This is a genomic window from Serratia sp. Tan611 (genome assembly GCF_905188235.1).
In the GTDB taxonomy this organism is placed as follows: domain Bacteria; phylum Pseudomonadota; class Gammaproteobacteria; order Enterobacterales; family Enterobacteriaceae; genus Serratia_B; species Serratia_B rhizosphaerae.
The window spans coordinates 1,894,034-1,919,436 of sequence record NZ_LR994655.1; the positions used below are offsets into that span (position 1 = coordinate 1,894,034).

The window sequence follows — 25,403 nt, forward strand, 5'->3', positions numbered from 1 at the left end:
TTTTTATGGACGATCTAACCCTGCGTTATTACGACGCCGAAATGCGCTACCTGCTGGAAGCCGGCGAAGAGTTTGCCCAGGCTCACCCCGAACGCGCGGCGATGCTTGGCCTGGACAGGACCGGCGCGCGCGACCCTTACGTCGAGCGTCTGTTTGAGGGCTTTGCCTTTCTGATGGGGCGGCTGCGCGAGAAATTGGATGATGACCTGCCGGAGCTGACCGAAGGGCTGGTCAGCCTGCTGTGGCCGCATTATCTGCGTACCATCCCGTCGATGTCGGTGGTGGAGTTCACCCCGGACTGGCGGGAAATGAAAGAGAAAATGGGCATTGCCAAAGGTTTTGAGGTGCTCTCCCGGCCGATTGGCGAAAAGGGCACGCGTTGTCGCTACACCACCACGCAGGAGCTGTGCCTGCAGCCGCTGTCGCTGGAAACGGCGACGCTGACCACGGACCCGGACGGCCGCTCGCTGGTGCGGCTGCGCTTTAACTGCAGCAGGCTGGCGGACTGGAGCCGTATCGACCTCCGCTGCATCCCGCTCTACCTGAACGCCGACGCGCCGCTGGCCTGCGCCATGCATCAGGCTTTCACCATGAATGTCTCCCGTATGCGGCTGCGGCTGCCGGGTGAGACCGACAGCCGGCCACTGGAAGGCCATTTTACGGCGCTGGGCTTTGGTGATGATGACGCCCTGTGGCCGGCGGGCAACAGCAGTTTCAGCGGCTATCAGCTGTTGTTGGAGTATTTCACCTTCCGCGAGAAGTTCATGTTCACCGGTCTGAAGGGGATGGACGCCGTGGCGCTTCCGGCGCAGCTGGCGTGGTTCGAGATCGAGGTGGTGCTGGCCGAGCGCTGGCAACACGACTTTACCTTTACGGAACAGCACCTGCGGTTACATTGCGTGCCGGTGATCAACCTGTTTCCGCTGGAGTCCGATCCGCTGACGCTCGATTCGCTGCAGACCGAATACCTGCTGCGCCCGATGCGGGTACAGGACGGCCATACCGAGATTTACTCGGTGGATGCGGTGGTGTCGTCCGGCAACCATACCTATGTGCCGTTTGCCAGTTTTCGCCATAAGGGCGGCATGTTGCGCCATGAGGCGCCGGAATATTATTACCACACCCGCGTGCGCCGGGGGCCGTCCGGGCTGTATAACACCTGGCTGATCCTGGGCGGCGAGGCGTTCGATAACCATACGGTGCCGGCCAACGAAAGTCTGTCGCTGGCGCTTACCGGCACCAACGGCCAGCTGCCGCGGCGGGCGCTGCAGAGCACGGTGCTGGATACGGTGATGAAAACCACCGCGGCCAGCATTCGGGTGCGCAACCTCTGTGCGCCGACGCAGCCCTGCTATCCGCCGGACCGGGACCGTTTTCACTGGCGCGTACTGAGCCATCTGGGCAGCAATTTCCTGTCGATGATGGATAACGCCGAGGTGCTGCGCGGTACTCTGGCGCTGTATGAGTGGAGCGATAGCGAGATGAACCGCCGCCGGCTGGAGGCGATTGTCGATGTCCGCCACGGCGAGACGGCGCGTTTTGAACAGGGACACCTGCTGCGGGGCGTGCAGATTGAGGTAACGCTTGACAGCCAGGGCTTTGCCGGCCACGGGGATATTTGTCTGTTCGGTGAAATGCTGAGCCGTTTTTTTGCCCTCTATACCGATATCTATCTGTTTAACCGCCTGATCATCATTTTGCAACCGACCGGAGAACGTCTGGAATGGGAAGAGAAACACAATCGCCGCATTCCCGGCTGACTCCCCGCCTGGAAGCCGAACTGACGCGAATAAATTTTTATCGTTTCTGCCAGCTGCTGGAAAAGCGCCATCCGCAGCGTCCGCCGTTAGGGGCGACCAGTAAACCGGGTGACGATCCGCTGCGGCTGGTGCCCCATCCGGGCATGGGGTTTCCGGCCAGTGAACTGAAAGCCGTTGAATATCATGAAGAGGATGCGCATGCGCCGCCGAAGGTGCGCACCACCTTTATGGGGCTGTACGGCGTCGATTCACCGCTGCCGACCGCCTATCTGGACGATATTACGCAGCGCAGGGAAGGGCATGAGGCGCTGCAGGGGTTCCTTGATATTTTCAACCACAGGATCCTGACTCAGTTTTACCGCATCTGGCGCAAGTATTCCTACCCGGCCACCTTTGAGTCCGGCGGCGCCGACGCCATCTCTCAGTCGCTGCTGGGGCTGGTGGGGCTGGGGATCCCGGGCACGGCACATCATATTGCCACCCCGGTCTCGCGCTTTCTGGCGCTGTTGGGCGTACTGCGCCTGCCGGGGAAAACCCAGGAGGGTCTGCAGGCGCTGGTGCAGCTGCTGGCGCCGCACACCCGCGTGCGCGTCAGTCCTTATTGCCTGCGGGCGGTGGCGGTCGAGCGGCCGCTCGGCTTTGCGGATGATGACGATTTTTTGCTGGACGGCAACCAGGTGCTGGGTGAAGAAGCGATGGACACCAGCAGCCACTTGTTGATTGAACTAGCTACCGACTGCGAGCGGGAGGTTCTGGGCTGGATGCCGGACGGACAGCTCTATCAGGATTTTCTGGTGATGCTGCGGGTTTATCTGGGCTGGCGTTTTAAGGCCCGCATCCGGCTTGCCGTCAGCACCGGCCTGCTGGCGGCGCCGGCGCTGGGCGAAGCGCCGCTCTGGCTGGGAATGAACGGCGTGCTCGGTGTGGAAGACGAGGCGCTTCCCGCAGATATTCCCCGGACTTTTACCACGGAACTCGGCTGTTACAGCGGCCTGCAGCCGGCAGTCACAATACAAGGAAACCGACGTGTTGCGTACCAATTTGACTAAAACCGCTTGTCTTCTGCTGCCCGTCATGGCGTTCGGCCTTGCAGGGTGCGGCCTGACCCAGAGCGTTACCGATGGCGCCAAATCGACCGTGACGTCCATTTTTTATAAAAAAATAAAGGTGTTGCATCTGGATTTTGTTGCCCGTGAGGCGCTGAATACCGATGCGCGCGAGAGCAATTCCGCGTCACAACCGCTGATGATTCGCGTTTATCAACTGCGGGATCGTAAAGCCTTCGACACGCTGGTCTACCGGCAACTGCTGAAGGAGGATGAAACGCTGCTGACCGGCGATCTGCTCGCCCGCCGCGATGTGGTGCTCAAACCGGGCAATGCCGCCATTCTTGATATGCCAATGGATGCCGCAGCGAAATTTGTGGCCGTCGTCGGGCTGTTCCGCCAGCCGGATATGGAGAAAAACAGCTGGCGGCTGGTGTTGCCACGCGAAGCGCTGGATCCGGATACGGCGCGCGTTTTAGCGGCGGATGGCAACAGCCTGACGCTGTTGTCGGAGCGGGAGACATAGCGGCAACGCGTCGTGCGGCTATCACCCGTGAGTAAACGAAAGGCCGTCGTTGGCACCGGCGGCCACCAGACATTGAGAATCCTGATCGCTCTGCTGGGCTTTGCCGGCGGGCTGTGTATGTCGGCGATTAAGCGCGATCGCGGCGTCAAGGATTTCGGCGCGATGATAGAAGGCCACGGTGGCATGATGGACCGCATCGACTCCCTGTGCTTTGCCGCGCCGGTATTTTTCCACCTCGTCAGATTTTACTTCACCTGATGTGGCCACCCGTAAGGAGAACCTATGACACAGGCCCACAACGCCCCCTCTTTATACGACATGCTCTACGGCAATTTTACCGGCGGCCTCGACCTGCCCCTGGTCAGCGAAGAAAACCAGGTGATTTTGTCGGTGCTGGATAATCTGCAGCGCATCCTCAACGCCCGGGCCGGTACGCTGGCCCATCTGCCGGATTATGGCCTGCCGGATATGAGCAAAATTCTGCAGGGCATGCCCGGCACGGCGCATCAGCTGATGACCACGCTCTCTGAGGTGCTGCTGAAGTATGAGCCGCGCCTGAAGAGCATCAGCGTCGTCATGCTGGAACAGACGGCGCCCGGTGAACTGCGCTACGCCATCGACGCCGAGCTGAAAGGCCTCGGGCTGGTGCGCTACGGCACCGAATTTATGCCGGAGGGCAAAGTCTTGCTGCGGCATCTGAAGCAACAACAACGCATTAATACCACGCCCGCTTATTAATTTTCCTCTCTCTAATTTCTAACGGAACCATTCCCGTGAACAAGGATAAACACCTTAAAATCGGCGGCGACCCGCGCGCGCTGCCGGACTACGCCGTGCTGCGCGATGAATTGATGAAACTGTCCCACCCGGCGCGGCCGGACGTTGAATGGCGCACGGTGGAGTCGCTGTGCCTACGGCTGTTTGAACATAACGGCGTGGATCTGCAAACCGCAGCCTGGTATACGCTGGCGCGGGTGCATATTGCCGGGCTGGCGGGCATGCAGGAAGGGCTGGCGCTGGTCAATGTGCTGACGGCCTACCAGTGGTCGGTGATGTGGCCGACCAATGTGCATACGCGGGTGGAGATTATTACCGGCCTCAACCAGCGGCTGCAGAATGTGTTCCGCACGCTGGCGCTGGACGACCGCGATGAGTTGGAACGGCTGTATCAGCTGGAAAAGAGCCTGGAACGGCTGGCGGAGACGCTGGCGCGCCATGAGCTGCAACAGGCCAGCCGTACGGAAGGGATGCAGTTGCGGATCCGGCAGGCGATTGCCCGGCTGGAAAATATGCCGCGCGATGCATGGCAGCAGCCGGCCGTCGCGCTGCCGCCGCAGGCGGTGGTCAGTCACGCCGATGAGCCGGCCGCTGCGGAGCCTCTGGTCTTGGTGGTGCCGCCGGAGCCGGCGGAGGAGAGGGTGGCAACAGCGCCGCGCGGCGTGCGCCCCGTCAGGGCGTTTCTGGCCGGCGCCTGTAGCGCGCTGCTGGCGGGCGGGCTGCTGCTGTGGGGCTGGCACAGTCTGAGCGCGCCGTCAGCGGCGGAGCAACAGCTGACCGCCTCGCTGACGCCGCTGCCGGGCACGCTAAGCAGGGAGCAGCTAGGCGCGCTGCGTCATCTTTCATTAACGTCGCCGCCGCAGGCCGATGCGTTAACGGAGCAAACCCGTCAGCAACTGCAGTGGCTGATGGCGCTGCCGCCGGACTGGCCGCTGCGTTATGGTCAGCAACTGATTGAACAGGCGCAGGCCTTGTGGCCGGATAATCCCGAGGTGGCGGAAATGCAGCAGGCGTGGCGGCAGCATCTGGAGGCCAACGCGCTGCCGGCAACCTCGCTCCTCGGCTGGCGCGACGGGATGCAGAAATTGCAGCAGCTGACCAGCCGGCTGAACGGGCTGGATGAAAAGCACGGTAAATATATGACCGTCAGCGAGCTGAAATCGTCGGTGTTCGCCATCACCCAGGCGTTTAACCACCATCCGCCGGTGGAAGAACGCCTGCGGCGCTATAGCGCCGGCCGCTCAGAGGCGCAGCGCAAACAGGCGGCAATGGCGCTTGAGCAGCTGCAGACGCGCTACTTTTTACAACAGTCCGCCGGCGCGGAAAAGAGGCCGGGCGAGGTGCGGTAACGCAGCGCGACGCCGCCGGGCGCATTCTGTTCTCAGCCGAGCGGGCCGCCCTGGATGGTGTCGCACAGGCCGTTGATAATGTGCTCGCCGCTCTCTTGCTGCAGCTCCTGATACCACGCCTGCGTCAGCGCCATATCTTTGCCGTGGGTAATATCGCAGCGCTTACGCGCCTTGAGCACCAGATCGCGCACCCGTTCGCAGCGCCGGCTTTCGTACTGCTGCAGCGCTGCGGCGATATCGCGGTGGGTGCGGAACGCGTCGCCAAGCACCACCGCGTCCTCCATGGCAGCGCAGCCGCCCTGGCCGATATCCGGCGTGGTGCTGTGGGCGGCATCCCCCAGCAGCGCGATCCTGCCGCGCGTCAGCCGCTCGAACGGTTCAATGTCGTGGATCTCGATGCGGTTGGTGGTGGCCGGATCCAGCGCGGCGATCAGCCGCTGCACCTGCGGCGCCCAGCCGCTGAAGTAACGGCGTAAATCGGCGCGCAACGTACTGCGGTCTTCCGCCAGCCCGGCCGGCAGCGGCACGTCAAAGAAGAAATAGAAGCGTCCGTCGGCCACCGGCATCAGCGACACCCGCTTGCCTTCACCGACAAAGGTCGTCCACTGATCGGCCGGCGCAATGGCTTCATCAATCTCCACCAGTCCGTTCCAGTTGACATAGCCGGCGTAGCGTCGCTCCGGCGCATAGCCCAGCACCGCCGGACGCAGCGCCGAACGGCTGCCGTCGGCGGCAATCAGCACATCGCCGCGCGCGCTGGAGCCGTCGCCGAAGCGGACGGTTACGCCGTCGGCATCTTCCTGCGCCTCGGTGACGCGTTTGCCGAACTGCACGCGGTCACGGCCCCAGAAGTCCAGCATCTCCCGCTGCAGCTCGGCGCGCGATACCGGGCAGGGGCGGCCGGCGACGCGTTCAATCAGCGGCGCCAGGCTAAAGCGCGTCATAATCGCGCCGCTGCGGTACTCCTGATAGGCCATTGAACGCATCGGGCCGCCGTAGGTTTCGATAATCTCTCCCATCCCCAGATGCTGCATGCATTTCACCCCGTTGGGCCAGATGGAAATGGCCGCGCCCACCGGTTTAATCTCCGTTACGGCTTCAAAAACCTCACACTCAATACCCGCCTGTTGCAGCGCGACCGCCGCGCTGAGCCCGCCGATGCCGGCGCCAATGACCAATGCTTTCATGATGTTCTCCTGTAGATCCGGTCATAGGCCCGAGCAATTTGCGTACCACATCGGCATTTGCCGTCGCAGCGCGCCGTCAGCGCGGCGGATGCGGCAGCGTTGCACCATAAAGCAGCATTCCGGGGTAGGCTTTGCCTGTTTATGAACCATAAGTTTCTTGATGTTAGTTTGTGAATCCAACGTTTCAGTGGCGGAGAAAAAGAGAGGGAACGGCTATTTTCGAGGTTAATCGATTGATAAAAAATAAAAATATGGTTTTTTGACGCCCGATCCGCTGCACCGGCGACAAGCTGGCCTGTTTTGTGCACACCTCAGGGGAAAGCGTATTTACTGAGGGATAATGGCATGTCAGACGAGAAAAACAGCACGCTGCTTTACGGTCTTGAACAGCGCATTCCGCCGCTGCCGGCATTTTTTAGCGCGTTGCAGCACGTACTGGCCGGGCTGGTCAGCATTATTACCCCGCCGCTGCTGATCGGCGCCACGCTGGGGCTGGAGGCGTGGATGCCCTACCTGATCAGCATGTCGCTGCTGGCCTCCGGCATCGGCACGTTTCTGCAGTCTAATCGGGTATGGGGGATTGGCGCCGGCATGATCTGCATGCAGGGCACCAGCTTTGCGTTTCTTGGCGTGTCGGTGGCCGGCGGTCTGTGGGTGAAACAGCAGGGTGGCGGGCCTGAGGACATTATGGCGATGCTGTTCGGCGTCAATTTTGTCGCCGCGCTGGTGCCGGTGGTCGTCAGCCGTTTTATTGAACCGCTGAAGAAAATCTTTACGCCGGTGATCACCGGCAGCGTGATTGCGCTGATCGGCATCAGCCTGATTAAGGTGAGCGTGATCAACTGGTGCGGCGGCGAGGGGGCAAAGGATTTTGGCAGCATGAGCAATATCGGTCTGGGAGGGCTGACGCTGGGGGTGATTGTGCTGCTGAGCTGCGCCGGTAACCGCTGGCTGCGGCTGGCGTCGATCGTAGTGGGCATCGCCGCGGGCTGCCTGGCGGCGGCGCTGACCGGCAACTTCCATCCGGCGCCGATCGGTGAAACCTGGTTCCGGCTGCCGGCGCTGTTCCCGTTCGGCTTCCAGTTCAACAGCGCGATCTTTTTGCCTATCGCGCTGGTGTCGCTGGTGTGTATTCTGGAGGCGGTCGGCGATCTGACGGCCAACAGCCTGATCTCCCGGCAGCCGATCGATAACGCCGCCTTCCGCAGCCGGCTGAAGGGCGGCATTCTGGCCGACGGCGTGAGCTGTATGATCGCCGCGATGCTGTGCGCCTTCCCGAACACCACCTTTGCGCAGAACAACGGCGTGATTCAGATGACCGGCGTCGCCAGCCGCTATGTCGGGCGCTATATGGGCGTTATTCTGATCCTGCTGGGGCTGTTCCCGCCGTTTGGCGAGCTGCTGCGCCAGATCCCCACGCCGGTGCTGGGCGGGGCGACGATGGTGATGTTCGGCTGTGTGGTTGCCGCCGGCATCCGCATCATCACCCAGAACCCGCTGACGCGGCGCACGATGCTGATCGTCGGGCTGGCGTTCGGCATCGGCCTCGGTATTGAGGCGGTGCCGGCGTTTCTGACCCATTTCCCGCCGCTGGTCGGCAACCTGTTCGGCTCGGCGGCCACCAGCGGCGGTCTGGTGGCGATTATCCTTAACCTGATTATGCCGGAAGAGAAACATGACGCAGTCGTTAGCAACAGGAGTCACGATGAACGTGCTCGAACGCTTTAACCGTTTACCGCTTGATGAGGCCATTGCGCTGCTCAGCCCCTGCGTGGCGATCCCGGACTGGGCGTCGGCGCTGGTGCAGGCGCGCCCCTATGCCGATCGCGCCGCGCTGCTGGCGCGGGCGGGGGAACTGATGCAACACTGGGGCGACGCCGAGCTGCAGCAGGCGATGAGCGCCCATCCGCGCATCGGCGAGCGGCCGACGGGCAGTCAGGCACACGCCGCCCTGTCGCGGCAGGAGCAGGCGTCGGTGGATCGCCATGATGCAGAGCTTGCCGAGGCGCTGCGCACGGCCAATACGCAGTATGAAGCGCGCTTTGGCCGGGTCTTTCTGATCCGCGCCAAAGGACGCAGCGGCGCGGAGATTCTGCAGGCGTTGCGCCTGCGTCTGCACAATAACGAGGCGCAGGAGCGGCAGGCATCGCTGGCGCAGCTGCGTGAAATTACCTTACTCAGACTGGAAGGAGTGATCGGCGCATGAGCAATCTGAGCAGCCATATTCTGGATATTTCTACCGGCCGGCCGGCCGCCGGCGTCGTCGTGCATCTGGCGCGTTATGAACACGGCGACTACCAGCCGCTGGCGAGCATGCTGACCGACGCCAACGGCCGCATCGCCGTCTTTACTCCGGCGGCGCTGCCGGCGGGGCGTTATCGCCTGACGGCAGACATCGGCGACTGGTTTACGGCCGCCGGACGGCAGACGCCCTATGTCCACGCGCAAATCGAGCTGATGCTCAGTGAGGAGCAGCACTATCACCTGCCGTTTTTAATCGCCCCCGGCGGTTGGTCAACCTACCGCGGCAGCTGAGCGTCAACGACAAACAGAAGATGTCAAAAAGGCCGCTTTCGCGGCCTTTTATATGCACCGAATGGCATAATTTATATGAAACAAAAGTTAAGCATTACGTTAGGCAACGACAGTCACCTAAACAGTGCTGGCAGGGGTGAACAACGAGAACGGCGGGGCGTTAGCAGCCTGAGACGAGCAACGACAGTCCGGCAAAGTGGATTGCAGTAAAAATGTCCATTATGATGACCCAGGAAACATTCAACAGGGAATCATGACATGACAGTTGGATTTATTGCCGATGAGCCAGGACGCTTTTACACCTTCCAGTCAAAATTACCTTCCGGTGAATACTTCGAGTTCAGCCCCCGTAACCCTCCCCTGAATGCTAAGCCCATTGTAGATGATGAAAGCGGGATGTGTATTGGCTATTCCGTGGCGCAGGCTCCCGGTTTGTGGCGGATTTATGATGCTGATGGCGTGTTCGTCAGACTGGAAGAGGCGCCATTAGAAGCTCCCCTGATTGACCCAACAGACCTCGCTTTAATTGCCTTTGGTGCATTCCGCCTTTTTCGGGTTGGTAAAGCATTGTTGGAGAGTGGCGTAAAAACGGCTGTAACGGTAAAACTTAGTCAGGCTACCATTAGCATCTTGCGTGGTCGCCTGAAAATGGGCTTATCAGGTCGTGCCCTTAAGATGACGGCAACACCGGCTAAGCATATGCTTAATCCCGCACGATACGTTCCTTTGCAACTACAGGAAAAAGTTATCCGCTACGGTAAAAGAATGCCTGACCCTAAAAACACGCCTGGTCTTTTTCTTTATAAATCAGAGTTTTATAAACTCGTAGAGAATCGAGCCAAGAAAGGCACCTATTTCCATAAAAAATACACGTTAGAGGTTCTCGTGCGTGAGAAGGATTGGACAATAACTCACTTTTTATACAAGGAATAGGGGGGTATATGATTGAAATAGTTAACGACAGGAAAATATTACGGGTGACTCCCTTTGAGCGGGAGAATACGCCCGATATACCTCAATATGACTGGATACAGACTTACGTGGAGTACGAACTGCCTGAGCTTAAAGCTCAATATCAGGCATCTTTTAATGTTGGCGAGCTTAATATCCTTAAAAATAAACTCACAGAGTTACATATAAATTTAGTGAATGGCGGTAAAGCTCAGGAGGTGGTTTTTGATAGCACAGAAAACCAGTTGAATCTGATATTCACGCCATCACCTTCAGGGCAAGGCGTGCTGCTGACATTAACCCTCAGGCCGGAAAACCCTGCTGAAAGTGTAGTTATCAGTGATAGTCTGGGAATGGATGAAAGTTACTTTCCCGCACTCATTTCCGGGCTGGATGAAATCATTAATTGGCCGAGTTGATTCTCAATTTTAGCCCTGCATGGTTTTGCATGCGTCAGGTTTGCCCGTTCTGGCCGTGTGCCGCCAGAGCTGGAGCGGATCCAGCGTGCTCATGCAACTGCATTAAAACCGACCCGTGAAGCGGGCAGACGAGGCGATGGATCTTTTTGCGCATTGTTTGTTATGTCAGAGATGAGGGCCGAAAGTAAAAAAACCACCTGCTTAGCAGGTGGTTTTTTTACACCTGATTGCCGGGCGTTCGGCCCGGCGGCATTAGTCCTTCGGCAGCAGCGCCTTGGCGCTGAAGCGCGGCGCGGCGGCCTGCTGCTCATCGCGCGCCAGCCAGCGGTAGGCCAGCGCGCCCAGCGCCACGCCGATAAACCAGCTGAAATTGGCGACCGCATGCAGCGACGGAATAAAGCTGAGGATAACGCCGACGGTGACGGAAGGCAGCAGGGCGGCGATGGCTTTCGGGTTAAAGCCGTGGCGATACCAGTATTTACCTGCCGGCGTGTCGTTGAACAGGTCGTCCACCGACAGCTGCTGACGTTTAATCAGGTAGAAGTCCGCCAGCAGAATGCCGAACAGCGGGCCGACAAATGCGCCCAGCACGTCCAGCGTGTAGTGGATCAGCTCCGGTGAGTTAAACAGGTTCCACGGGGTCAGCAGCACCGATCCCACCGCGGCGATCATGCCGCCGGTGCGGAAGCTGATTTTTTGCGGCGCGCAGTTGGAAAAGTCGAACGCCGGCGAAACGAAGTTGGCGACGATATTGATGCCGATGGTTGCGGTGATCATGGTCAGCAGGCCGATCGCCACCGCCAGATCGTTGCCGACGCGGCTGACCGTTTCAATCGGGTCGGTGATCATATGGCCGAACAGCGACTGGGTGCCGGAGACGATCACCACCGTCACCAATGAGAACAGCAGAAAGTTGAACGGCAGACCCCAGCGGTTGCCGCGGCGCACTTCATTCATATTCTTCGCGTAGCGCGAGAAGTCGCCGAAGTTGAGCAGCGGGCCGGAGAAGTAGGAGACCACCAGCGCGGTGGCGGTAATCATCTGCCAGGCCTGCTCGCCGGCGGTCAGGGATTTGCCGGCCAGGGTAAAGGAGATGCCGTCCGGCCCGGTCTGATACACAATCCAACCCGCCAGCGCCAGCATCACCACGTACACCGCCGGGCCGGCAATGTCGATAAAGCGCTTGATGGCGTTCATGCCGTGCCAGAACACCATCGCCTGCAGCAGCCACATCAGCGCAAAGCAGATCCAGCCGAGGTAAGAGAGGCCGAGCAGCGAATCGGCGGTGAGCGCTGCCAGCGACGGCCAGAACTTCAGCGCCACCAGCATCAGCGCGTTGGCCGCCAGATAGGTCTGGATGCCGTACCAGGCGAAGGCGATCAGCCCGCGGATCACCGCCGGGATATTGGCGCCGAACACGCCGAACGCCTGGCGGCAGATTACCGCATAGGGCACGCCCGCCATCTGGCTGGGCTTCGCCACCAGATTGGCGCACAGCTGCACAATGCCAATGCCCGCCAGCAGGCACAGCAGCACCTGCCAGCTTGCCAGCCCAAGGGTAAAGAAGCTGGCGGCGACCACGTAACCACCCATGCTGTGCACGTCCGACATCCAGAACGAAAAGATATTGTACCAGCTCCAGTTCTGATCGCGGGTCGGCGCCAGATCCTCATTGCACAGCCGCGGGCTGTAACCCTGACGCGTAGTTTGTCTGTTTGGCATGAAACCTGCTCCTCTGATGAAAACCCTGTTGAGGGGATAGTTACGCTGAAGCAGGATTCAGGCCAGAATGCGTAATTTTGTATACAAAAAATTATTTTTATGTATACGATTTGATGCGCAATAGTTAATCAGGAGTGAGGTGATGAAAAGCGAAAACCGCCTGGAAACGGCGTCCGGCCTGCATGACAAGGATGAGTCCATCTATCAGGCGTTGATGAACGCCATCGTTGAACATCAGCTGCCGCCGGGCAGCAAACTGCCGGAAGAGGCGCTGTCCGAGGTGTTCGGCGTCAGCCGCACCGGCATCCGCAAGGTGCTGCAGCGGCTCGCGGCGGTGCAAATGGTGCAGCTGGCGCCCAAGCGCGGTGCATACGTCGCCAGCCCGATGGCGGAGGAGGCGAAAGATATTTTCCGCACCCGCACCCTGCTGGAGGTGGCGAACCTGCCGGACGTGCTGGCACGCTGTCAGCCGCCGCATCTGGCGGCGCTGGAGGCGATTATCCGCGATGAGCAGCAGGCGCACGAGGAGCATGACGGCCCGGCGGCTATCCGCCTCTCCGCCGCATTCCATATTCAGCTGCAGGCGATCTCCGCCAATGCGGTGTTGACCGAGATGGTGACGCGGCTGTGCCAGCGCTCCTCGCTGGTGATTGCCGCCTGGGGCGCGCCGTGGCGGCAAGGCTGCCGCTGCAATGACCATGAACGGCTGATTGCACTGCTGCGGCAGCGGGATTTGCCGGCGCTCAGCGCCGCCGTCGAACAGCATTTTGACCATATTGTCGCCAGCCTGCGCTTTGAACGCGCGGAACTGGGCCATCCCGATTTTGTCCGGCTGTTCGCCGCCTATAAGGAGCAATGATGTCCGCAGTATGTATACAAGTGATCAACCCCAATACCGACCCCGGCATGACCGAAACCATTGGCGCGGCCGCCCGCGCCGCTGCAGCGCCGGGCACCGAAATTCTGGCGGTGTGTCCGGCGGAGGGCGTGCCGTCGATTGAAGGCCATTTTGATGAGGCGGTTGCCGCGATCGGGGTGCTGGAACAGATCAAGGCCGGCCGCGAGCGCGGCGTCGACGGGCACGTGATCGCCTGTTTCGGCGACCCCGGCCTGCTGGCGGCGCGTGAACTGGCGCAGGCGCCGGTGATCGGCATTGCCGAGGCCGCCATGCATATGGCGACTCTGGTCGCCACGCGTTTTTCCATCGTCACCACGTTGCCGCGCACGTTGATTATCGCCCGCCATCTGCTGCGTCAGTACGGCTTCAGCGAACACTGTGCCGCGCTGCACGCCATCGACCTGCCGGTGCTGGCGCTGGAGGACGGCAGCGGACGGGCGCAGCACATGGTGCGTGAACGCTGTATTCAGGCGATGCGGCAGGACGGCTGCGGCGCGATTGTGCTGGGCTGCGGCGGTATGGCCAGCCTGGCGCGGGAGCTGACGCAGGAGTTGCGCATGCCGGTGATCGACGGCGTCGGCGCGGCGGTGAAAATGGTCGAATCGCTGGCGGCGCTGGGGCTGTCGACCAGTAAATACGGCGATCTGGCCTGGCCGGAGCGCAAGGCGCTCAGCGGAAAATTTCAGTCATTACATCCATGCTAACTATTCAGGGGGCAACAGCTCAGCGTATGAATCAACAGCCAGACACCCTTCACCCGGACTACCCGCGCGATATGCGCGGCTACGCCGGCCAGCCGCCGCATGCCGCCTGGCCGGGGGAGGCGCGTATCGCCGTTCAGTTTGTGCTGAACTTTGAAGAAGGCGCGGAAAACCACGTGCTGCACGGCGATGCGGGTTCCGAGCAGTTCCTGTCCGATATCATCGGCGCCGCCAGCTATCCGGATCGCCATATGTCGATGGATTCGCTGTATGAGTACGGCAGCCGCGCCGGTTTCTGGCGTATTTATCAGGAGTTCCGTCGGCGTGAACTGCCGCTCACCGTGTTCGGCGTGGCGATGGCGCTGGCGCGCAATCCGGAGATTGTCGCGGCGATCAAGGCCGCCGACTATGACGTGGTCAGCCATGGCTGGCGCTGGATCCACTATCAGGATATGGCGATCGACGACGAGCGGCGTCACCTGCAGCAGGCGGTGCAGGTACTGACCGATCTGTTCGGCAAAGCGCCCACCGGCTGGTATACCGGCCGCGACAGCCCGAATACCCGCCGGCTGGTGGCGGAGCACGGCGGCTTTGATTATGACAGCGACTACTACGGTGACGATCTGCCGTTCTGGAGCGAGGTGACGTGCGGCGACGGCACGCGCAAGCCGCATCTGATCGTGCCGTATACGCTGGATGCCAATGATATGCGCTTTGCCACCGCGCAGGGTTTTAACACCGCCGAGCAGTTCTATACCTACTTGCGCGATAGCTTCGACGTGCTGTATGAGGAGGGGGCGACCTCGCCGAAGATGATGTCGATCGGCATGCACTGCCGCCTGCTGGGGCGTCCGGGGCGTTTCCGTGCGCTGCAGCGCTTTCTGGACTATATCCAGCAGCACGATCGCGTGTGGATCTGCACCCGTCAGCAGATCGCCGACCACTGGCGGCGAGTGCATCCCTGGCGGGGATGATTTTGCTGTTTATGCTCCATTCTGTGAGTTTGATGTAACCGGAATTGCCGTAAACGACCGGCATTTCTCTGTGACTTCCGTGAACGGCAATTGCAGGGGCCGTAGGCGCGGCCCCTGCACCCGCGCCCGCGCTTAGGCACGTTCTGCCTGCTTCGCAGGTGCCCTCTCTGCGTCACCGTCGCCGGGCGGGTCGGCTCTACAGGCATCCCTGCCTGTGCCGCCTCAATCGGCCATCCCTGGCCGATTGCCCCTGGCTCGGGTTCCTTGTTCGGCAGCCCGTGATGCGCGCCGAAGGTCAACACCCGAATCTGTTATTACCGGGCCATTTGGCTGAGGGTTTTGACGTTAAGAATGCAGAGCTTGGCGCTGGGTGCCATCACATCAAAGGCCGCCCGGTTACTCCATTAAACTTACCTGCGCCGCAACAATCCGCCAGCCGCAGGGGAAACGCACCCAGGTCTGCTGCTGACGGCCGATGCGCGTGCTGCCCTCACGGGTGAACTCGGTGCTGCAGACCGCGTAATCCTCGCCGAACGTCACGATACGGGTATTTTGCAGCCTGCGCGCCAGCCCGGCGGCGGGGCGCGCCGCGCGGAAAGCGCGGATATCGCCGATGCCGTACAGATTCTCGCCGGCGCCCAGCCGCACCGTGCGTTCGCTGTGCCAGAACAGCTCGTCCAGCACGGCGACATCGTTGCTGACCAGCGCCTGCTCGTAGCGGTCAAACGCGGCGGTCACTTCGGCCAGCGTCAGGGGATGGTTAATCTCTGGGGGCGTGATCATGCGGCTACCTCCGCGGCATCGGCCACCGCAATGCCCAGTTGTTCCAGCGCGGCGGCGGCGCGCAGGCAGGCTTGTTCGTTAAACGGCGCGGCAATCAGCTGCAAACCGATGGGGCGTCCGGCGGCGGTGCGCAGCGGTGCGCTGACCACCGGCAGCCCGAGAAACGATATCGGCTGCGTCAGCATGCCCATGCTGGCGCGTATCGGCAGCGGCTGGCCGTTAATGTCCATCTCCTGCGCGCCGATCGGCGTTGCACAGCACGGCGTCGCTGGCGCCAGCAGCACGTCGGCATGGCGGAACAGGGCCATAAACTGCTGCTGCGCATGGCGGCGGAAGCGCTGCGCCTGCACGTACCAGGCGGCGGGGATCATCGCCCCGGCGAGCAGGCGCTCGCGTGAATGCGGCTCGAAGCGCGCCGGCTCGCGGCGCAGGGCGGGCAGATACTGGTTGCCGCCTTCGGAGGCGCTGAGGATAAAGGCTGCGGAGCGGGCCAGTTCCGCTTCGGGGAACATCAGCTCATCATGCGCTTCCAGCGCCCGGGCGGCACGCCGCAGCGCGTCGCGGGCGTCGTCATCGCACCAGGTGGTGAAATAACCGCCGAGCACCGCGCAGCGCAGGCCCTCCATACCGCGCGTCAGCCGCATGGCGGTCAACTGCGCCGGGCGTTCTGCCTGAAAGGCGTCCTCCGGGTCGCGGCCCTGCAGCGCATCGTATACCGTCGCCAGATCGCTGCAGCGGCGGGCAAAGGGGCCGATATGGTCGAGGCTGGCGACAAACGGCTGAGTGCCCGCGCGCGACAGCCGGCCGAAGGTCGGTTTCAGGCCGAAAATGCCGCACAGCGAGGCCGGCACGCGAATGGAGCCATTGGTGTCGGAGCCGAGGGAGAAGTGCACCGTGCCGGCGGCGACCGCCGCCGCTGAACCGCCGGATGAACCGCCGGCGATGCGCTGCAGATCGTGCGGATTACGGGTGGCGCCGTAGTGGCTGTTTTCGGTGGTGAAGCCGTAGGCGTAGGCATCCATATTCAGCATGCCGGACAGCAGACCGCCGGCCTGCCGCAACTGACGCACCGCCCAACTGTCGGCCGCGGCCGGCGGCCGCTCGCTGAACAGCTGCGCGCCTGCCAGCGTGGTGTGCTCCGCCACGTCAAACAGGTTCTTCACCGCATAAGGGACGCCTGCCAGCGGCGGCAGCGGCTGGCGTTGCCGCCGCAGTGTATCAATCTGCGCCGCCTCCGCCAGCATCCGCTGCGCGGTGACCGTGGTCCAGGCGTTGATCTGCGGATTGACGCGGGCGATATCGTCAAGCGTGCGGCGGGCGATCTCCTGTGCGCTGAGTTCGCCGTTGCCGAGCGCCCGCTGAATATCGCGGATGCTTAACTGATGTAATTTCATGCCTGATACACTCCTGCAACCTCCAGCCGTTCATCGAGCGGAAACGCCATCAGCGGCTCCGCCAGCGCGGCAATGCGGATAAACTGGCGCTGTAGTTCTGCGCGCCGCTCATCGTCCAGCTCCAGCATCAGGATCTGTTCCATCTGGGCGAGGTAGGCGCGCCAGTCCGGGGGTAAATGAGTCATGCTGTTCTCCTTAAAAGCCGGCGGCGCTGCCGTTGCTGCGCGGGTCGAATGCCCCTTCCAGCAGGCCGTCCGGGTGGCGGACAATGGCGCCTGCGTGCCCCATGGCCTCGGTGAAGTCGGCAAGCACCTCCACCTCATGCCCCAGCGCACGCAGGCGCGTAATGATTTCCGGCGGGAAGCGGCCTTCCAGCTTGAGCGACTCGGAGCTTTGCCCCCAGGTGCGCCCCAGCAGCCAGCGCGGCCGGCTGATGCTCTCCTGCAGCGACGCGTTTTGCAGTACGTAGCGGGTGAAGAGCGCCGCCTGCGTCTGCGGCTGACCGTCGCCGCCCATTGAACCGTACACCATCACGCGGCCGTCGTTCAGGCGCGCGGCGGCGGGGTTGAGGGTGTGGAACGGCTGCTTGCCCGGCGCCAGCGCCAGCAAATGCTGCGGATCCAGGCTGAAGGCGGCGCCGCGGTTTTGCCAGACGATGCCGCTGTCCGGCAGTACCACGCCGCTGCCGAATTCGTGATAGATACTCTGAATAAACGAGACGGCGAGGCCGCTGTTGTCGATCACGCCCATCCACACCGTATCGCCCGGGCCTTTGCCCGCGCCCCACGGGGCTGCCTGCCGTTCGTCCACCCGCGCCGCCAGCGCCTGCAGCGCCGCCGGTGCGAGCAGCGCCTGGCTGTCGCCGGTCAGACTGTCGGGGTCGGTGATATGCGCGTCGCGCAGGCCGAAGGCCAGCTTGGTTGCCTCGACCAGACGGTGGATGGTTGTTGCTTCGTCCGCGTCGGCCATTGCCAATCGATCGCTGATGCCGAGGATCGCCAGCGACGCCAGCCCCTGGGTCGGCGGCGCCAGGTTCCAGACCTCTCCCTGCCGGTGCTGCAGCCGCAATGGCCGGCTGCGGCGCGCGCGGTGCCGCTGTAAATCCGCCAGCGTGACGGGCATACCCAGCTGCGCCATGCCGGCCGCCAACCGCTCGGCCAGCGCACCGCGGTAAAAGCTGTCCAGTCCGTCCTGCGCCAGCTGCCGCAGGGTGGTCGCCAGCGCCGGCTGGTGAAAACGGCTGCCGGCCTTCGGCGGCATCCCGCCGGGCAAAAAGGCGTCGGCAAAGCCTGGCTGGTCACACAGTTCGGCGTATTTCGCCTCACTGGCGGCGGCCTGCGAGGCGGTGACGGGAATGCCCATCGCGGCATAGTCAATGGCGTCCGCCAGCAGGTGCGGCAGCGGCAGTGAACGTCCGCACAGCTCGGCGGACACGCGCAGCGCCTCATCCCAGCCGCTGACGGTGCCGGCGACGGTCAGCGCCGCGCGCGGGCCGCGATGGGGAATGTGTTTCAGATCGGCATAGGCCGCCGGCGTGGCGAGCGATCCTGCGGCGCCGCTGGCGTCGATCGCCACCGGTTCACCGTCCGGCGGCACGATCAGCCAGAAACCGTCGCCTCCCAGCCCGTTCATATGCGGGTAGACCACCGCGATAGTGGCGGCGGCGGCCACCATCGCTTCGATAGCGCTGCCGCCTTCCCGCAGTACCGCCAGCGCGCTCTGGCTGGCCAGATGGTGCGGCGTAACCGCCATCCCGCGGGTCGCTACATTACTCTGCATGGATCGTCCTCGTGGTTATCGTCTGCCGTCGAGGTTGCAAAAGTTGTTCCATCTCTGCGCAACGGGCGGCGTCAGCGAAATTTTTTTGCGCGCCGGCGTGCACGATGGCGGCCTTTGCGGCTATAGTCCGGTGAAACGAAAGTTACAGAGGCCGTGATGCAACAGCTTGATGAACGTTTAAAGGCGCAGTACGCCGCCCTGTCGCCGCAGGAGCAGCGCGTGGCGGATTTTATCTTTGACCACTTTAATGACCTGATCAGCTATAACAGCGCGGAGCTGGCGCGGCTGAGCGGGGTGTCGAAGGCGACGGTCAGCCGTCTGTTCAAGCGGCTCGGCTATGACAAATACAAAGATATGCGCGATGAGCTACGCACCCTGCGCCAGAGCGGCATGCCGCTGACCGACAACCGCGACGCGGTGCAGGGCAACACGCTGCTGGCGCGCCACTATAAGCAGGAAATGGCCAACCTGACCCAGTGGGTCAACGCCATCGACGCGCAGCAGTTCGCCGAGGCGATCGACGCCCTGGCGAAGGCGCGCCGCATCATTATTATCGGCATGCGCAATGCCTATCCCGCGGCCCTGCACCTGCGCCAGCAGCTGCTGCAGGCGCGCGGGCAGGTGCTGCTGCTGCCGCAGCCGGGGCAGAGCCTGAGCGAAGAACTGGTGGACGCCTCGGCGCAGGATCTGGTGGTGATGGTGGCGTTCCGCCGCCGTCCGCGCATTGTCCGCCCGCTGCTGCAGCAGTTGCAGGCGGACGGCGTGCCGGTGCTGCTGCTGTGCGAGCCGCAGGCGCACAGCCTGTTTCCGCTGACGCGCTGGCAGCTGTGCGCGCCGCTGGACAGCGTGTCCGCCTATGACAGCTATGCCGCCGCCAACAGCCTGATCAACCTGCTGGCGAATGCGCTGTTGCATCAGCTGCTGGACAGCGGGCGCCCGCGTATTCATCAGATCGCCACCCTTTACCAGCAGCTGGACGAGCTGGAACAGCGTTAACGGGGCGCCAGCATGGTGCTTTGCCTTATTTTGGTGCGCAAAGGTTAGGGGGACATCACGATGAGTGCCGTTGCATTGCCGTACTGACCCTCCTTCCATACTGAAAAACAGCCATTTACTTTGCGGGCGTCGTTTCTTTACGGCGTCAGCGTCGCGTCGGCCGTGATTGGCACATTAGTTGCAGAATTGGTTTTATGGAACCTTTTGTTTCATGCTAATTTTACGGGGAAACGCTAATGAGAAGAATCATCATCGCACTGGCCGGCGCCGCCTGTCTGCTGGCTAACATTGCCGCGGCGCAGGCCGACCAGTGGCAGCGGATTGAGCAGCGCGGCGCTATCCGCATTGCGGTGCCGCAGGACTTTCCGCCGTTTGGCTCGGTGGGCACCGATTTGCAGCCGCAAGGCTATGACATCGATATGGCGCGCTATCTGGCGCAGCAGATGAAACTGAAGTTGCAGCTGGTGCCGGTCAGCAGCGCCAACCGGGTGCCTTATCTGCAGACCGATAAGGTCGATCTGGTGATTTCCAGCCTCGGTAAAAATGCCGAGCGGGAAAAGGTGATGGATTTTAGCCGCGCCTATGCGCCGTTTTTCCTCGGCGTGTTCGGCCCGAAAACGGCACCGCTCAGCGATGCCGCCGCGCTGGCCGGTCACAGCGTCGGCGTGACGCGCGGCGCGGTAGAGGACATGGTGCTGAGCGCCATTGCGCCGGCGGCGGCGCAGATTAAGCGCTATGAAGACAATAACACCACGTTGTCGGCGTATCTGTCCGGCCAGGTGCAGTATGTCGCCACCGGCAACCTGGTGGTGGCGGCCATCAGCCGGCAAAACGCGGCCAAAGCGCCGGTGGCGAGCTTTATGCTGAAAGATTCTCCCTGTTTTATCGGTCTGAGAAAGGGCGAGCCGGCGCTGAAGGCCAAGGTCGACGCGCTGATTGAACAGGGCATCAAGGACGGCACGCTGAATGCGCTGTCCGAGAAGTGGCTGAAAGCGCCGCTGCCTGCCAGCCTCACGCTGTAAGGCGCACCGTCATGACGCAACAATTGGATTTTTCCGCACTCTGGCCGTACTGGCCGGAGCTGCTGGCGGGGCTGTGGGTTACCGTACAGCTGACGCTGCTGGCGACCTGCGGCGGGCTGGCGCTCGGCATCGTCGGCGCGGCCATTCGCAGCGGGCGCGCCGGCTGGCTGAGCCGCCTGTGGGGCGCCTATGTTGAGCTGATTCGCAATACGCCGTTTGTGGTGCAGCTGTTCTTTATCGTCTTCGGCCTGCCCAACCTGGGGCTGAAAATGACGGCGGGCGAGGCGGCGCTGCTGGCGATGGTGGTCAATCTGGGGGCCTACAGCACGGAGATTGTCCGCGCCGGCATTCAGGTGACGGCGAAAGGACAGTGGGAGGCCGGACGCGTGCTGGGGCTGAGCCGCGGCCAGACGTTCTTGCGGGTGGTGCTGCCGCCCGCGCTGCAGCGTATTTATCCGGCGCTGGTCAGCCAGTGCATTATCGTGATGCTGGGGTCGTCGGTGGTGTCGCAGGTCTCCTATGAGGAACTGACCTTCGCCGCCAGCCTGATCCAGTCGCGCACCTTCCTCAGCTTCGAGGTGTATCTGGTGACCACCGGCCTCTATCTGTTGCTGTCCGTCGCCATGCGTCAGCTGATGATGGCGGCGGGGCGTAAATGGCTGGGGGTGGCGGCATGATGGCCTCTTTTACCGACTGGGATATCGTGCGCAACCTGCTGCTGGCCGGCCGCTGGACGGTGCTGCTGTCACTGACGGCGTTTATCGGCGGCGCGCTGGTGACGCTGCCGCTGTTGCTGCTGCGCCTGAACGGCGGCCGCCGGCTCGGATTGCTGATCCGCGGCTACAGCGCCCTGTTTCAGGGCACGCCGCTGCTGATGCAGCTGTTTCTGGCATTCTTCGGCGTTGCGCTGTTCGGCGTGGACGTCTCGCCGTGGACGGCGGCGGCGCTGGCGCTGACGTTTTACAGCAGCGCATTTTTGCTGGATATCTGGTACGGCAGCATTCGCGCCCTGCCGAAGGGGCAGTGGGAAGCCGCGCGATGCCTCGGCCTGTCGTTCGGCCAGACGCTGTGGCGGGTGGTGGCGCCGCAGGCGCTGCGCATCGCCATCGCGCCGACGGTGGGCTTCGCCGTGCAGGTGGTGAAGGGCACGGCGCTGGCGTCGATCATCGGATTTGTCGAGCTGACCAAGGCCGGCACCATGCTGACCAACGTCACCTACCAGCCGTTCAAGGTCTTCGCGCTGGTGGCGCTGGGCTACTTTGTTTTGTGCTATCCGCTGTCCCGCTACAGCCGCTATCTGGAGAATAAATTCAATGCCGCTCATCACCATTAATCAGGTACAGAAGTATTACGGTGACAACCACGTGCTCAAGGGCGTCGATCTGGATATTGCGATGGGGGAAGTGGTGTCGATTATCGGCCGCAGCGGCTCCGGCAAAAGCACGCTGCTGCGCTGTATTAACGGGCTGGAAGGCTACCAGGAGGGCAGCATCAAACTGGGCGGTATGACCATTACCGACCGCGACGCGCAGGCGCGGGAAATCAGCCGCTCGGTCGGCATGGTGTTCCAGAGCTTCAACCTGTTCCCGCATATGACGGCGCTGGAAAACGTGATGCTGGCGCCGCGCCGGGTGCTGAAGAAAAGCGCGGCGGAGTGCCGCGAACTGGCTGCCCGCATGCTGGAGAAGGTCGGGCTGGGCGACCGGCTGGATTTCTCCCCCGCCAGTCTGTCCGGCGGCCAGCAACAGCGGGTGGCGATCGCCCGCGCGCTGGCGATGTCGCCGAAGGTGCTGCTGTGCGATGAAATTACCTCGGCGCTGGACCCGGAGCTGGTCGGCGAGGTGCTGAAAGTGCTGGAGCAGCTGGCGGCCGAGGGCATGACGCTGATTCTGGTGACCCATGAAATGAATTTTGCCCGCGAAGTGGGCGACCGCGTGGTGTTTATGCATCAGGGGCGCGTCTGGGAGCAGGGCGACGGCAACACGCTGTTCGCCAATCCGCAGACCCCTGAGCTCAAACAGTTTATCTCCTCCGTGCGCGGTCTTAACTAACGAAAGGAAAACACGATGGCTATCGCTCAATATTCGCAAATCAATCCGCCGCCGCGCCTGCTGATGGGGCCGGGGCCAATCAATGCCGATCCGCGCGTACTGCGCGCCATGGCGAGCCAGTTGATCGGTCAGTACGATCCGGCGATGACCCACTATATGAATGAGGTGATGGCGCTGTATCGCGGCGTGTTCCGCACCGAAAACCGCTGGACGATGCTGGTGGACGGCACCTCGCGCGCCGGGATTGAAGCGCTGCTGGTGTCGGCCATCCGCCCCGGCGATAAGGTGCTGGTGCCGGTGTTTGGCCGTTTTGGTCATTTGCTGTGTGAAATCGCCCGCCGCTGTCGCGCCGAGGTGCACACCATCGAGGTGCCGTGGGGCGAGGTGTTTACGCCGGATCAGATTGAGGACGCCATCAAGCGCGTGCGTCCGCACCTGCTGCTGACGGTGCAGGGGGATACCTCCACCACCATGCTGCAGCCGCTGGAGGAGCTGGGCGCTATCTGCCGCCGTTACGACGTGCTGTTTTATACCGACGCCACCGCGTCGCTGGCGGGCAATGCGCTGGAGAGCGACGCCTGGGGGCTGGATGCGGTGTCGGCCGGCATGCAGAAGTGCTTGGGCGGCCCGTCCGGCACTTCGCCGATTACTCTCAGCCCGCGCATGGAGGCGGAGATCCGCCGCCGCAGGTGCGTGGAGGCGGGGATCCGCACCGCGGCGCACCAGGACGGCGAGGAGGAGATGATCTACTCCAACTACTTTGATCTGGGCATGGTGATGGACTACTGGGGGCCGGAGCGGCTCAACCACCATACCGAGGCCACCTCGGCGCTGTTTGCCGCCCGCGAGTGCGCGCGTCTGATTCTGGAAGAGGGGCTGGATAACGGCATCGCCCGCCATAAGCTGCACGGCGATGCGCTGCTGAAAGGCGTCCAGGCGATGGGGCTGGAAACCTTCGGCGATCTGCGCCACAAGATGAATAACGTGCTGGGGGTGGTGATCCCGGCGGGGATCGACGGCGATCGGGTGCGTCAGCTGCTGCTCAATGACTTCGGCATTGAGATCGGCACCTCCTTCGGCCCGCTGCACGGCAAGGTGTGGCGCATCGGCACCATGGGCTATAACGCGCGTAAAGACTGCGTGATGACCACCCTGAGCGCGCTGGAGTCGGTGCTCAATCACCTGAAGTTCGCCACCACGCAGGGCGCGGCGCTGCAGGCGGCGTGGGATCACTACGGCAGCGGGGATGCGGCATGAGCGAAACGCTGACTGCGCAGACGACGGACATGCAGGCCGCCGAGCGCGTGATGACGCGCGCCGACCGGCTGGCGGCGCTCAGCGAAACGCCGGACGGCCTGACGCGCGTCTACCTTTCGCCGCAGCATCTGCAGGCCAACCGGCTGGTGGGACGCTGGATGGCGGAGGCGGGGATGCAGGTCTGGCAGGACGCCGTGGGCAATATCTGCGGGCGTTACGAGGGCGAACAGCCCGGTGCGCCGGCGCTGCTGCTCGGATCGCATCTGGACACGGTGCGCAATGCCGGGCGCTATGACGGCATGCTGGGGGTGCTGACGGCGATCGAGGTGGTGCAGGCGCTGCAGCTGCAGGGGCGTCGTCTGCCGCTGGCGCTGGAGATTGTCGGCTTTGGCGACGAAGAGGGCACGCGCTTTGGCATTACGCTGCTCGGCAGTCGCGGCCTGACCGGCAGCTGGCCGGACGATTGGCTGGCGCAGACCGACGCGCAGGGCGTCAGCGTGGCGCAGGCGATGCGCGACGCCGGGCTGGATCCGGCGCAGATTCATCAGGCGGCGCGCGCCGCCGGTGAAATCGTCGCCTATCTGGAACTGCATATCGAACAAGGCCCCTGCCTGGAGCAGGCGGGGCTGGCGCTGGGGGTGGTGCAGGCGATCAACGGCGCGCGCCGTCTCAACTGCTGCTTTACCGGCGAGGCCGGCCATGCGGGCACGGTGCCGATGCAACAGCGTAAAGACGCGCTGGCCGCCGCCGCCGAGTGGATGGTGTTTGTCGAGCGCACTGCCGGCCTGCAGGGCGGCAACCTGGTGGCCACGGTCGGCGATGTGCAGTGCGCGCCCGGCGCGGTGAACGTGATCCCCGGCGAGGTCAGGCTGTCGCTGGACATTCGCGGCCCGCAGGATGCGCCGCTGGCGGCGCTGCTGCAGACGCTGCTGGCCGAGGCCGAGGCGATTGCCGGGCGGCGTCGGCTGCGTTTTGACGCCCAGGCGTATTATCACATCGGCGCCACCCCGTGCGACGCGCGGCTGCAGACGGCGCTGGAGCAGGCGGTGCGGCAGGTGCAGGGGCGTTCATTGTCGCTGCCGAGCGGCGCGGGGCATGACGCCATCGCTATGGCGGAACGCTGGCCGGTCGGTATGCTGTTTGTGCGTTGCAAGGGAGGGATCAGCCATCACCCGGCGGAAGCGGTGACGACGCCGGACGTGGCGTTGGCGATTGCTGCCTACCGTCAGGTGGTGACGGATCTGGCGCAGGGAGAGTAACGTCCCGGCCCGCTGTG

The 25,403-nt window shown here is 62.7% G+C and carries 26 protein-coding genes and 1 pseudogene; 21 read left to right on the plus strand and 6 right to left on the minus strand.

Going from position 1 to position 25,403, the window contains the following annotated elements; all coding sequences use genetic code 11:
- The first annotated feature begins 5 nt into the window (after window positions 1-5).
- The 6 genes and pseudogenes from tssF (at window position 6) to TAN611_RS08895 (ending at window position 5,458) form a co-directional block, all read left to right on the plus strand.
- Window positions 6-1,760: a type VI secretion system baseplate subunit TssF gene (gene tssF / locus TAN611_RS08870; protein ID WP_203067556.1), complete on the plus strand. Its 1,755-nt coding sequence runs from the start codon at window positions 6-8 to the stop codon at window positions 1,758-1,760.
- Window positions 1,724-2,809 carry a type VI secretion system baseplate subunit TssG gene (tssG, locus tag TAN611_RS08875; RefSeq protein WP_203067557.1) on the plus strand — a complete coding sequence of 362 codons (1,086 nt, stop codon included), beginning with the start codon at window positions 1,724-1,726 and terminating at the stop codon, window positions 2,807-2,809. The genes tssF and tssG overlap by 37 nt, the downstream gene beginning before the upstream one ends.
- Window positions 2,787-3,332, plus strand: a complete 546-nt coding sequence (tssJ, locus tag TAN611_RS08880) for a type VI secretion system lipoprotein TssJ (RefSeq protein WP_105230575.1) — start codon at window positions 2,787-2,789, stop codon at window positions 3,330-3,332. The genes tssG and tssJ overlap by 23 nt, the downstream gene beginning before the upstream one ends.
- A gap of 72 nt (window positions 3,333-3,404) precedes the next feature.
- Window positions 3,405-3,590, plus strand: a pseudogene (locus TAN611_RS08885) (phosphatidate cytidylyltransferase); the annotation flags it as partial.
- Between the two features lie 24 nt (window positions 3,591-3,614).
- On the plus strand, window positions 3,615-4,070 hold the full coding sequence (gene tssE, locus TAN611_RS08890; RefSeq protein ID WP_105230576.1) for a type VI secretion system baseplate subunit TssE: 456 nt from the start codon (window positions 3,615-3,617) through the stop codon (window positions 4,068-4,070).
- A gap of 35 nt (window positions 4,071-4,105) precedes the next feature.
- The gene (locus TAN611_RS08895) at window positions 4,106-5,458 is read left to right on the plus strand and encodes a VasL domain-containing protein (RefSeq protein WP_238404527.1); all 1,353 of its coding nucleotides are present in this window, start codon (window positions 4,106-4,108) and stop codon (window positions 5,456-5,458) included.
- A 32-nt stretch (window positions 5,459-5,490) separates the two neighbouring features.
- Here TAN611_RS08895 and hpxO read toward each other — a convergent pair whose 3' ends face one another.
- Window positions 5,491-6,645: an FAD-dependent urate hydroxylase HpxO gene (gene hpxO, locus TAN611_RS08900; protein WP_105230578.1), complete on the minus strand. Its 1,155-nt coding sequence runs from the start codon at window positions 6,643-6,645 to the stop codon at window positions 5,491-5,493.
- 345 nt (window positions 6,646-6,990) lie between these two features.
- Here hpxO and TAN611_RS08905 point away from each other — a divergent pair, with 345 nt between their 5' ends.
- From TAN611_RS08905 to TAN611_RS08925, 5 genes are all read left to right on the plus strand, one after another.
- A complete protein-coding gene (locus TAN611_RS08905; RefSeq protein WP_187043322.1) occupies window positions 6,991-8,373 on the plus strand; it encodes a nucleobase:cation symporter-2 family protein in 1,383 nt (460 codons plus the stop codon).
- Window positions 8,351-8,851, plus strand: a complete 501-nt coding sequence (gene uraD / locus TAN611_RS08910) for a 2-oxo-4-hydroxy-4-carboxy-5-ureidoimidazoline decarboxylase (protein WP_160027334.1) — start codon at window positions 8,351-8,353, stop codon at window positions 8,849-8,851. Before TAN611_RS08905 ends, uraD begins: the two co-directional genes overlap by 23 nt.
- On the plus strand, window positions 8,848-9,180 hold the full coding sequence (gene uraH / locus TAN611_RS08915; RefSeq protein ID WP_203067558.1) for a hydroxyisourate hydrolase: 333 nt from the start codon (window positions 8,848-8,850) through the stop codon (window positions 9,178-9,180). Before uraD ends, uraH begins: the two co-directional genes overlap by 4 nt.
- Before the next feature lie 258 nt (window positions 9,181-9,438).
- Window positions 9,439-10,113, plus strand: a complete 675-nt coding sequence (locus TAN611_RS08920) for a hypothetical protein (RefSeq protein ID WP_238404528.1) — start codon at window positions 9,439-9,441, stop codon at window positions 10,111-10,113.
- Window positions 10,114-10,121: 8 nt separating this feature from the next.
- Window positions 10,122-10,550 (plus strand): hypothetical protein, encoded by a 429-nt coding sequence (locus tag TAN611_RS08925; RefSeq protein WP_111737349.1) that lies wholly within the window; start codon window positions 10,122-10,124, stop codon window positions 10,548-10,550.
- A gap of 252 nt (window positions 10,551-10,802) precedes the next feature.
- Here TAN611_RS08925 and TAN611_RS08930 read toward each other — a convergent pair whose 3' ends face one another.
- Window positions 10,803-12,272 (minus strand): NCS1 family nucleobase:cation symporter-1, encoded by a 1,470-nt coding sequence (locus tag TAN611_RS08930; protein WP_160027332.1) that lies wholly within the window; start codon window positions 12,270-12,272, stop codon window positions 10,803-10,805.
- Window positions 12,273-12,414: 142 nt separating this feature from the next.
- Here TAN611_RS08930 and TAN611_RS08935 point away from each other — a divergent pair, with 142 nt between their 5' ends.
- The 3 genes from TAN611_RS08935 to puuE are packed head-to-tail and all read left to right on the plus strand — an operon-like array spanning window position 12,415 to window position 14,845.
- A complete protein-coding gene (locus TAN611_RS08935; protein WP_203067559.1) occupies window positions 12,415-13,131 on the plus strand; it encodes a GntR family transcriptional regulator in 717 nt (238 codons plus the stop codon).
- Window positions 13,131-13,874 (plus strand): allantoin racemase, encoded by a 744-nt coding sequence (gene hpxA / locus TAN611_RS08940; protein ID WP_105230585.1) that lies wholly within the window; start codon window positions 13,131-13,133, stop codon window positions 13,872-13,874. The genes TAN611_RS08935 and hpxA overlap by 1 nt, the downstream gene beginning before the upstream one ends.
- A 26-nt stretch (window positions 13,875-13,900) precedes the next feature.
- Window positions 13,901-14,845, plus strand: coding sequence for an allantoinase PuuE (gene puuE, locus TAN611_RS08945; protein WP_105230586.1), 945 nt, complete (start codon window positions 13,901-13,903; stop codon window positions 14,843-14,845).
- A gap of 396 nt (window positions 14,846-15,241) precedes the next feature.
- On the opposite strand, the gene hpxZ is transcribed toward puuE, so the two are convergent.
- Genes hpxZ through hpxW form a run of 4 tightly spaced genes read right to left on the minus strand, consistent with a single transcriptional unit; the run spans window position 15,242 to window position 18,801 of the window.
- Window positions 15,242-15,628 carry an oxalurate catabolism protein HpxZ gene (gene hpxZ / locus TAN611_RS08950; RefSeq protein ID WP_203067560.1) on the minus strand — a complete coding sequence of 129 codons (387 nt, stop codon included), beginning with the start codon at window positions 15,626-15,628 and terminating at the stop codon, window positions 15,242-15,244.
- Window positions 15,625-17,022 carry an AtzE family amidohydrolase gene (locus tag TAN611_RS08955; RefSeq protein ID WP_203067561.1) on the minus strand — a complete coding sequence of 466 codons (1,398 nt, stop codon included), beginning with the start codon at window positions 17,020-17,022 and terminating at the stop codon, window positions 15,625-15,627. Before TAN611_RS08955 ends, hpxZ begins: the two co-directional genes overlap by 4 nt.
- Window positions 17,019-17,207 (minus strand): oxalurate catabolism protein HpxX, encoded by a 189-nt coding sequence (gene hpxX, locus TAN611_RS08960; protein WP_105230589.1) that lies wholly within the window; start codon window positions 17,205-17,207, stop codon window positions 17,019-17,021. The genes TAN611_RS08955 and hpxX overlap by 4 nt, the downstream gene beginning before the upstream one ends.
- A 10-nt stretch (window positions 17,208-17,217) precedes the next feature.
- Window positions 17,218-18,801: an oxamate amidohydrolase gene (gene hpxW, locus TAN611_RS08965; protein WP_203067562.1), complete on the minus strand. Its 1,584-nt coding sequence runs from the start codon at window positions 18,799-18,801 to the stop codon at window positions 17,218-17,220.
- Window positions 18,802-18,957: 156 nt separating this feature from the next.
- Here hpxW and hpxU point away from each other — a divergent pair, with 156 nt between their 5' ends.
- The 7 genes from hpxU to hpxK all read left to right on the plus strand — a co-directional run bounded on the left by hpxU (window position 18,958) and on the right by hpxK (window position 25,386).
- Window positions 18,958-19,797 carry a MurR/RpiR family transcriptional regulator HpxU gene (gene hpxU / locus TAN611_RS08970; protein WP_203067563.1) on the plus strand — a complete coding sequence of 280 codons (840 nt, stop codon included), beginning with the start codon at window positions 18,958-18,960 and terminating at the stop codon, window positions 19,795-19,797.
- A 236-nt stretch (window positions 19,798-20,033) separates the two neighbouring features.
- Window positions 20,034-20,819: a transporter substrate-binding domain-containing protein gene (locus TAN611_RS08975; RefSeq protein WP_111737344.1), complete on the plus strand. Its 786-nt coding sequence runs from the start codon at window positions 20,034-20,036 to the stop codon at window positions 20,817-20,819.
- Window positions 20,820-20,830: 11 nt separating this feature from the next.
- Entirely contained in the window at window positions 20,831-21,496 is a 666-nt protein-coding gene (locus TAN611_RS08980; RefSeq protein WP_105230593.1) for an amino acid ABC transporter permease, read from the plus strand.
- Window positions 21,496-22,152, plus strand: coding sequence for an amino acid ABC transporter permease (locus TAN611_RS08985; RefSeq protein ID WP_203067771.1), 657 nt, complete (start codon window positions 21,496-21,498; stop codon window positions 22,150-22,152). The genes TAN611_RS08980 and TAN611_RS08985 overlap by 1 nt, the downstream gene beginning before the upstream one ends.
- The gene (locus TAN611_RS08990; protein ID WP_105230595.1) at window positions 22,133-22,870 is read left to right on the plus strand and encodes an amino acid ABC transporter ATP-binding protein; all 738 of its coding nucleotides are present in this window, start codon (window positions 22,133-22,135) and stop codon (window positions 22,868-22,870) included. The genes TAN611_RS08985 and TAN611_RS08990 overlap by 20 nt, the downstream gene beginning before the upstream one ends.
- A 15-nt stretch (window positions 22,871-22,885) precedes the next feature.
- Complete coding sequence (locus TAN611_RS08995) at window positions 22,886-24,127, plus strand: alanine--glyoxylate aminotransferase family protein (protein WP_203067564.1); 1,242 nt, start codon at window positions 22,886-22,888, stop codon at window positions 24,125-24,127.
- Entirely contained in the window at window positions 24,124-25,386 is a 1,263-nt protein-coding gene (gene hpxK, locus TAN611_RS09000; RefSeq protein WP_105230597.1) for an allantoate amidohydrolase, read from the plus strand. The genes TAN611_RS08995 and hpxK overlap by 4 nt, the downstream gene beginning before the upstream one ends.
- The last annotated feature ends 17 nt before the right edge of the window (window positions 25,387-25,403 follow it).

What these genes read in the sequence shown, in the direction of transcription:
- tssF (WP_203067556.1), top strand. Translation starts at nt 6, where the DNA reads ATGGACGATCTAACCCTGCGTTATTACGACGCCGAAATGCGCTACCTG.
- hpxX (WP_105230589.1), bottom strand. Translation starts at nt 17,207, where the DNA reads ATGACTCATTTACCCCCGGACTGGCGCGCCTACCTCGCCCAGATGGAA.
- TAN611_RS08935 (WP_203067559.1), top strand. Translation starts at nt 12,415, where the DNA reads ATGAAAAGCGAAAACCGCCTGGAAACGGCGTCCGGCCTGCATGACAAG.
- TAN611_RS08975 (WP_111737344.1), top strand. Translation starts at nt 20,034, where the DNA reads ATGAGAAGAATCATCATCGCACTGGCCGGCGCCGCCTGTCTGCTGGCT.
- tssE (WP_105230576.1), top strand. Translation starts at nt 3,615, where the DNA reads ATGACACAGGCCCACAACGCCCCCTCTTTATACGACATGCTCTACGGC.
- TAN611_RS08955 (WP_203067561.1), bottom strand. Translation starts at nt 17,022, where the DNA reads ATGAAATTACATCAGTTAAGCATCCGCGATATTCAGCGGGCGCTCGGC.
- hpxZ (WP_203067560.1), bottom strand. Translation starts at nt 15,628, where the DNA reads ATGATCACGCCCCCAGAGATTAACCATCCCCTGACGCTGGCCGAAGTG.
- hpxK (WP_105230597.1), top strand. Translation starts at nt 24,124, where the DNA reads ATGAGCGAAACGCTGACTGCGCAGACGACGGACATGCAGGCCGCCGAG.
- TAN611_RS08995 (WP_203067564.1), top strand. Translation starts at nt 22,886, where the DNA reads ATGGCTATCGCTCAATATTCGCAAATCAATCCGCCGCCGCGCCTGCTG.
- TAN611_RS08980 (WP_105230593.1), top strand. Translation starts at nt 20,831, where the DNA reads ATGACGCAACAATTGGATTTTTCCGCACTCTGGCCGTACTGGCCGGAG.
- TAN611_RS08920 (WP_238404528.1), top strand. Translation starts at nt 9,439, where the DNA reads ATGACAGTTGGATTTATTGCCGATGAGCCAGGACGCTTTTACACCTTC.
- TAN611_RS08990 (WP_105230595.1), top strand. Translation starts at nt 22,133, where the DNA reads ATGCCGCTCATCACCATTAATCAGGTACAGAAGTATTACGGTGACAAC.
- hpxW (WP_203067562.1), bottom strand. Translation starts at nt 18,801, where the DNA reads ATGCAGAGTAATGTAGCGACCCGCGGGATGGCGGTTACGCCGCACCAT.
- hpxO (WP_105230578.1), bottom strand. Translation starts at nt 6,645, where the DNA reads ATGAAAGCATTGGTCATTGGCGCCGGCATCGGCGGGCTCAGCGCGGCG.
- uraD (WP_160027334.1), top strand. Translation starts at nt 8,351, where the DNA reads ATGAACGTGCTCGAACGCTTTAACCGTTTACCGCTTGATGAGGCCATT.
- TAN611_RS08930 (WP_160027332.1), bottom strand. Translation starts at nt 12,272, where the DNA reads ATGCCAAACAGACAAACTACGCGTCAGGGTTACAGCCCGCGGCTGTGC.
- hpxU (WP_203067563.1), top strand. Translation starts at nt 18,958, where the DNA reads ATGCAACAGCTTGATGAACGTTTAAAGGCGCAGTACGCCGCCCTGTCG.
- TAN611_RS08905 (WP_187043322.1), top strand. Translation starts at nt 6,991, where the DNA reads ATGTCAGACGAGAAAAACAGCACGCTGCTTTACGGTCTTGAACAGCGC.
- puuE (WP_105230586.1), top strand. Translation starts at nt 13,901, where the DNA reads ATGAATCAACAGCCAGACACCCTTCACCCGGACTACCCGCGCGATATG.
- TAN611_RS08985 (WP_203067771.1), top strand. Translation starts at nt 21,496, where the DNA reads ATGGCCTCTTTTACCGACTGGGATATCGTGCGCAACCTGCTGCTGGCC.
- TAN611_RS08925 (WP_111737349.1), top strand. Translation starts at nt 10,122, where the DNA reads ATGATTGAAATAGTTAACGACAGGAAAATATTACGGGTGACTCCCTTT.
- uraH (WP_203067558.1), top strand. Translation starts at nt 8,848, where the DNA reads ATGAGCAATCTGAGCAGCCATATTCTGGATATTTCTACCGGCCGGCCG.
- tssG (WP_203067557.1), top strand. Translation starts at nt 1,724, where the DNA reads ATGGGAAGAGAAACACAATCGCCGCATTCCCGGCTGACTCCCCGCCTG.
- hpxA (WP_105230585.1), top strand. Translation starts at nt 13,131, where the DNA reads ATGTCCGCAGTATGTATACAAGTGATCAACCCCAATACCGACCCCGGC.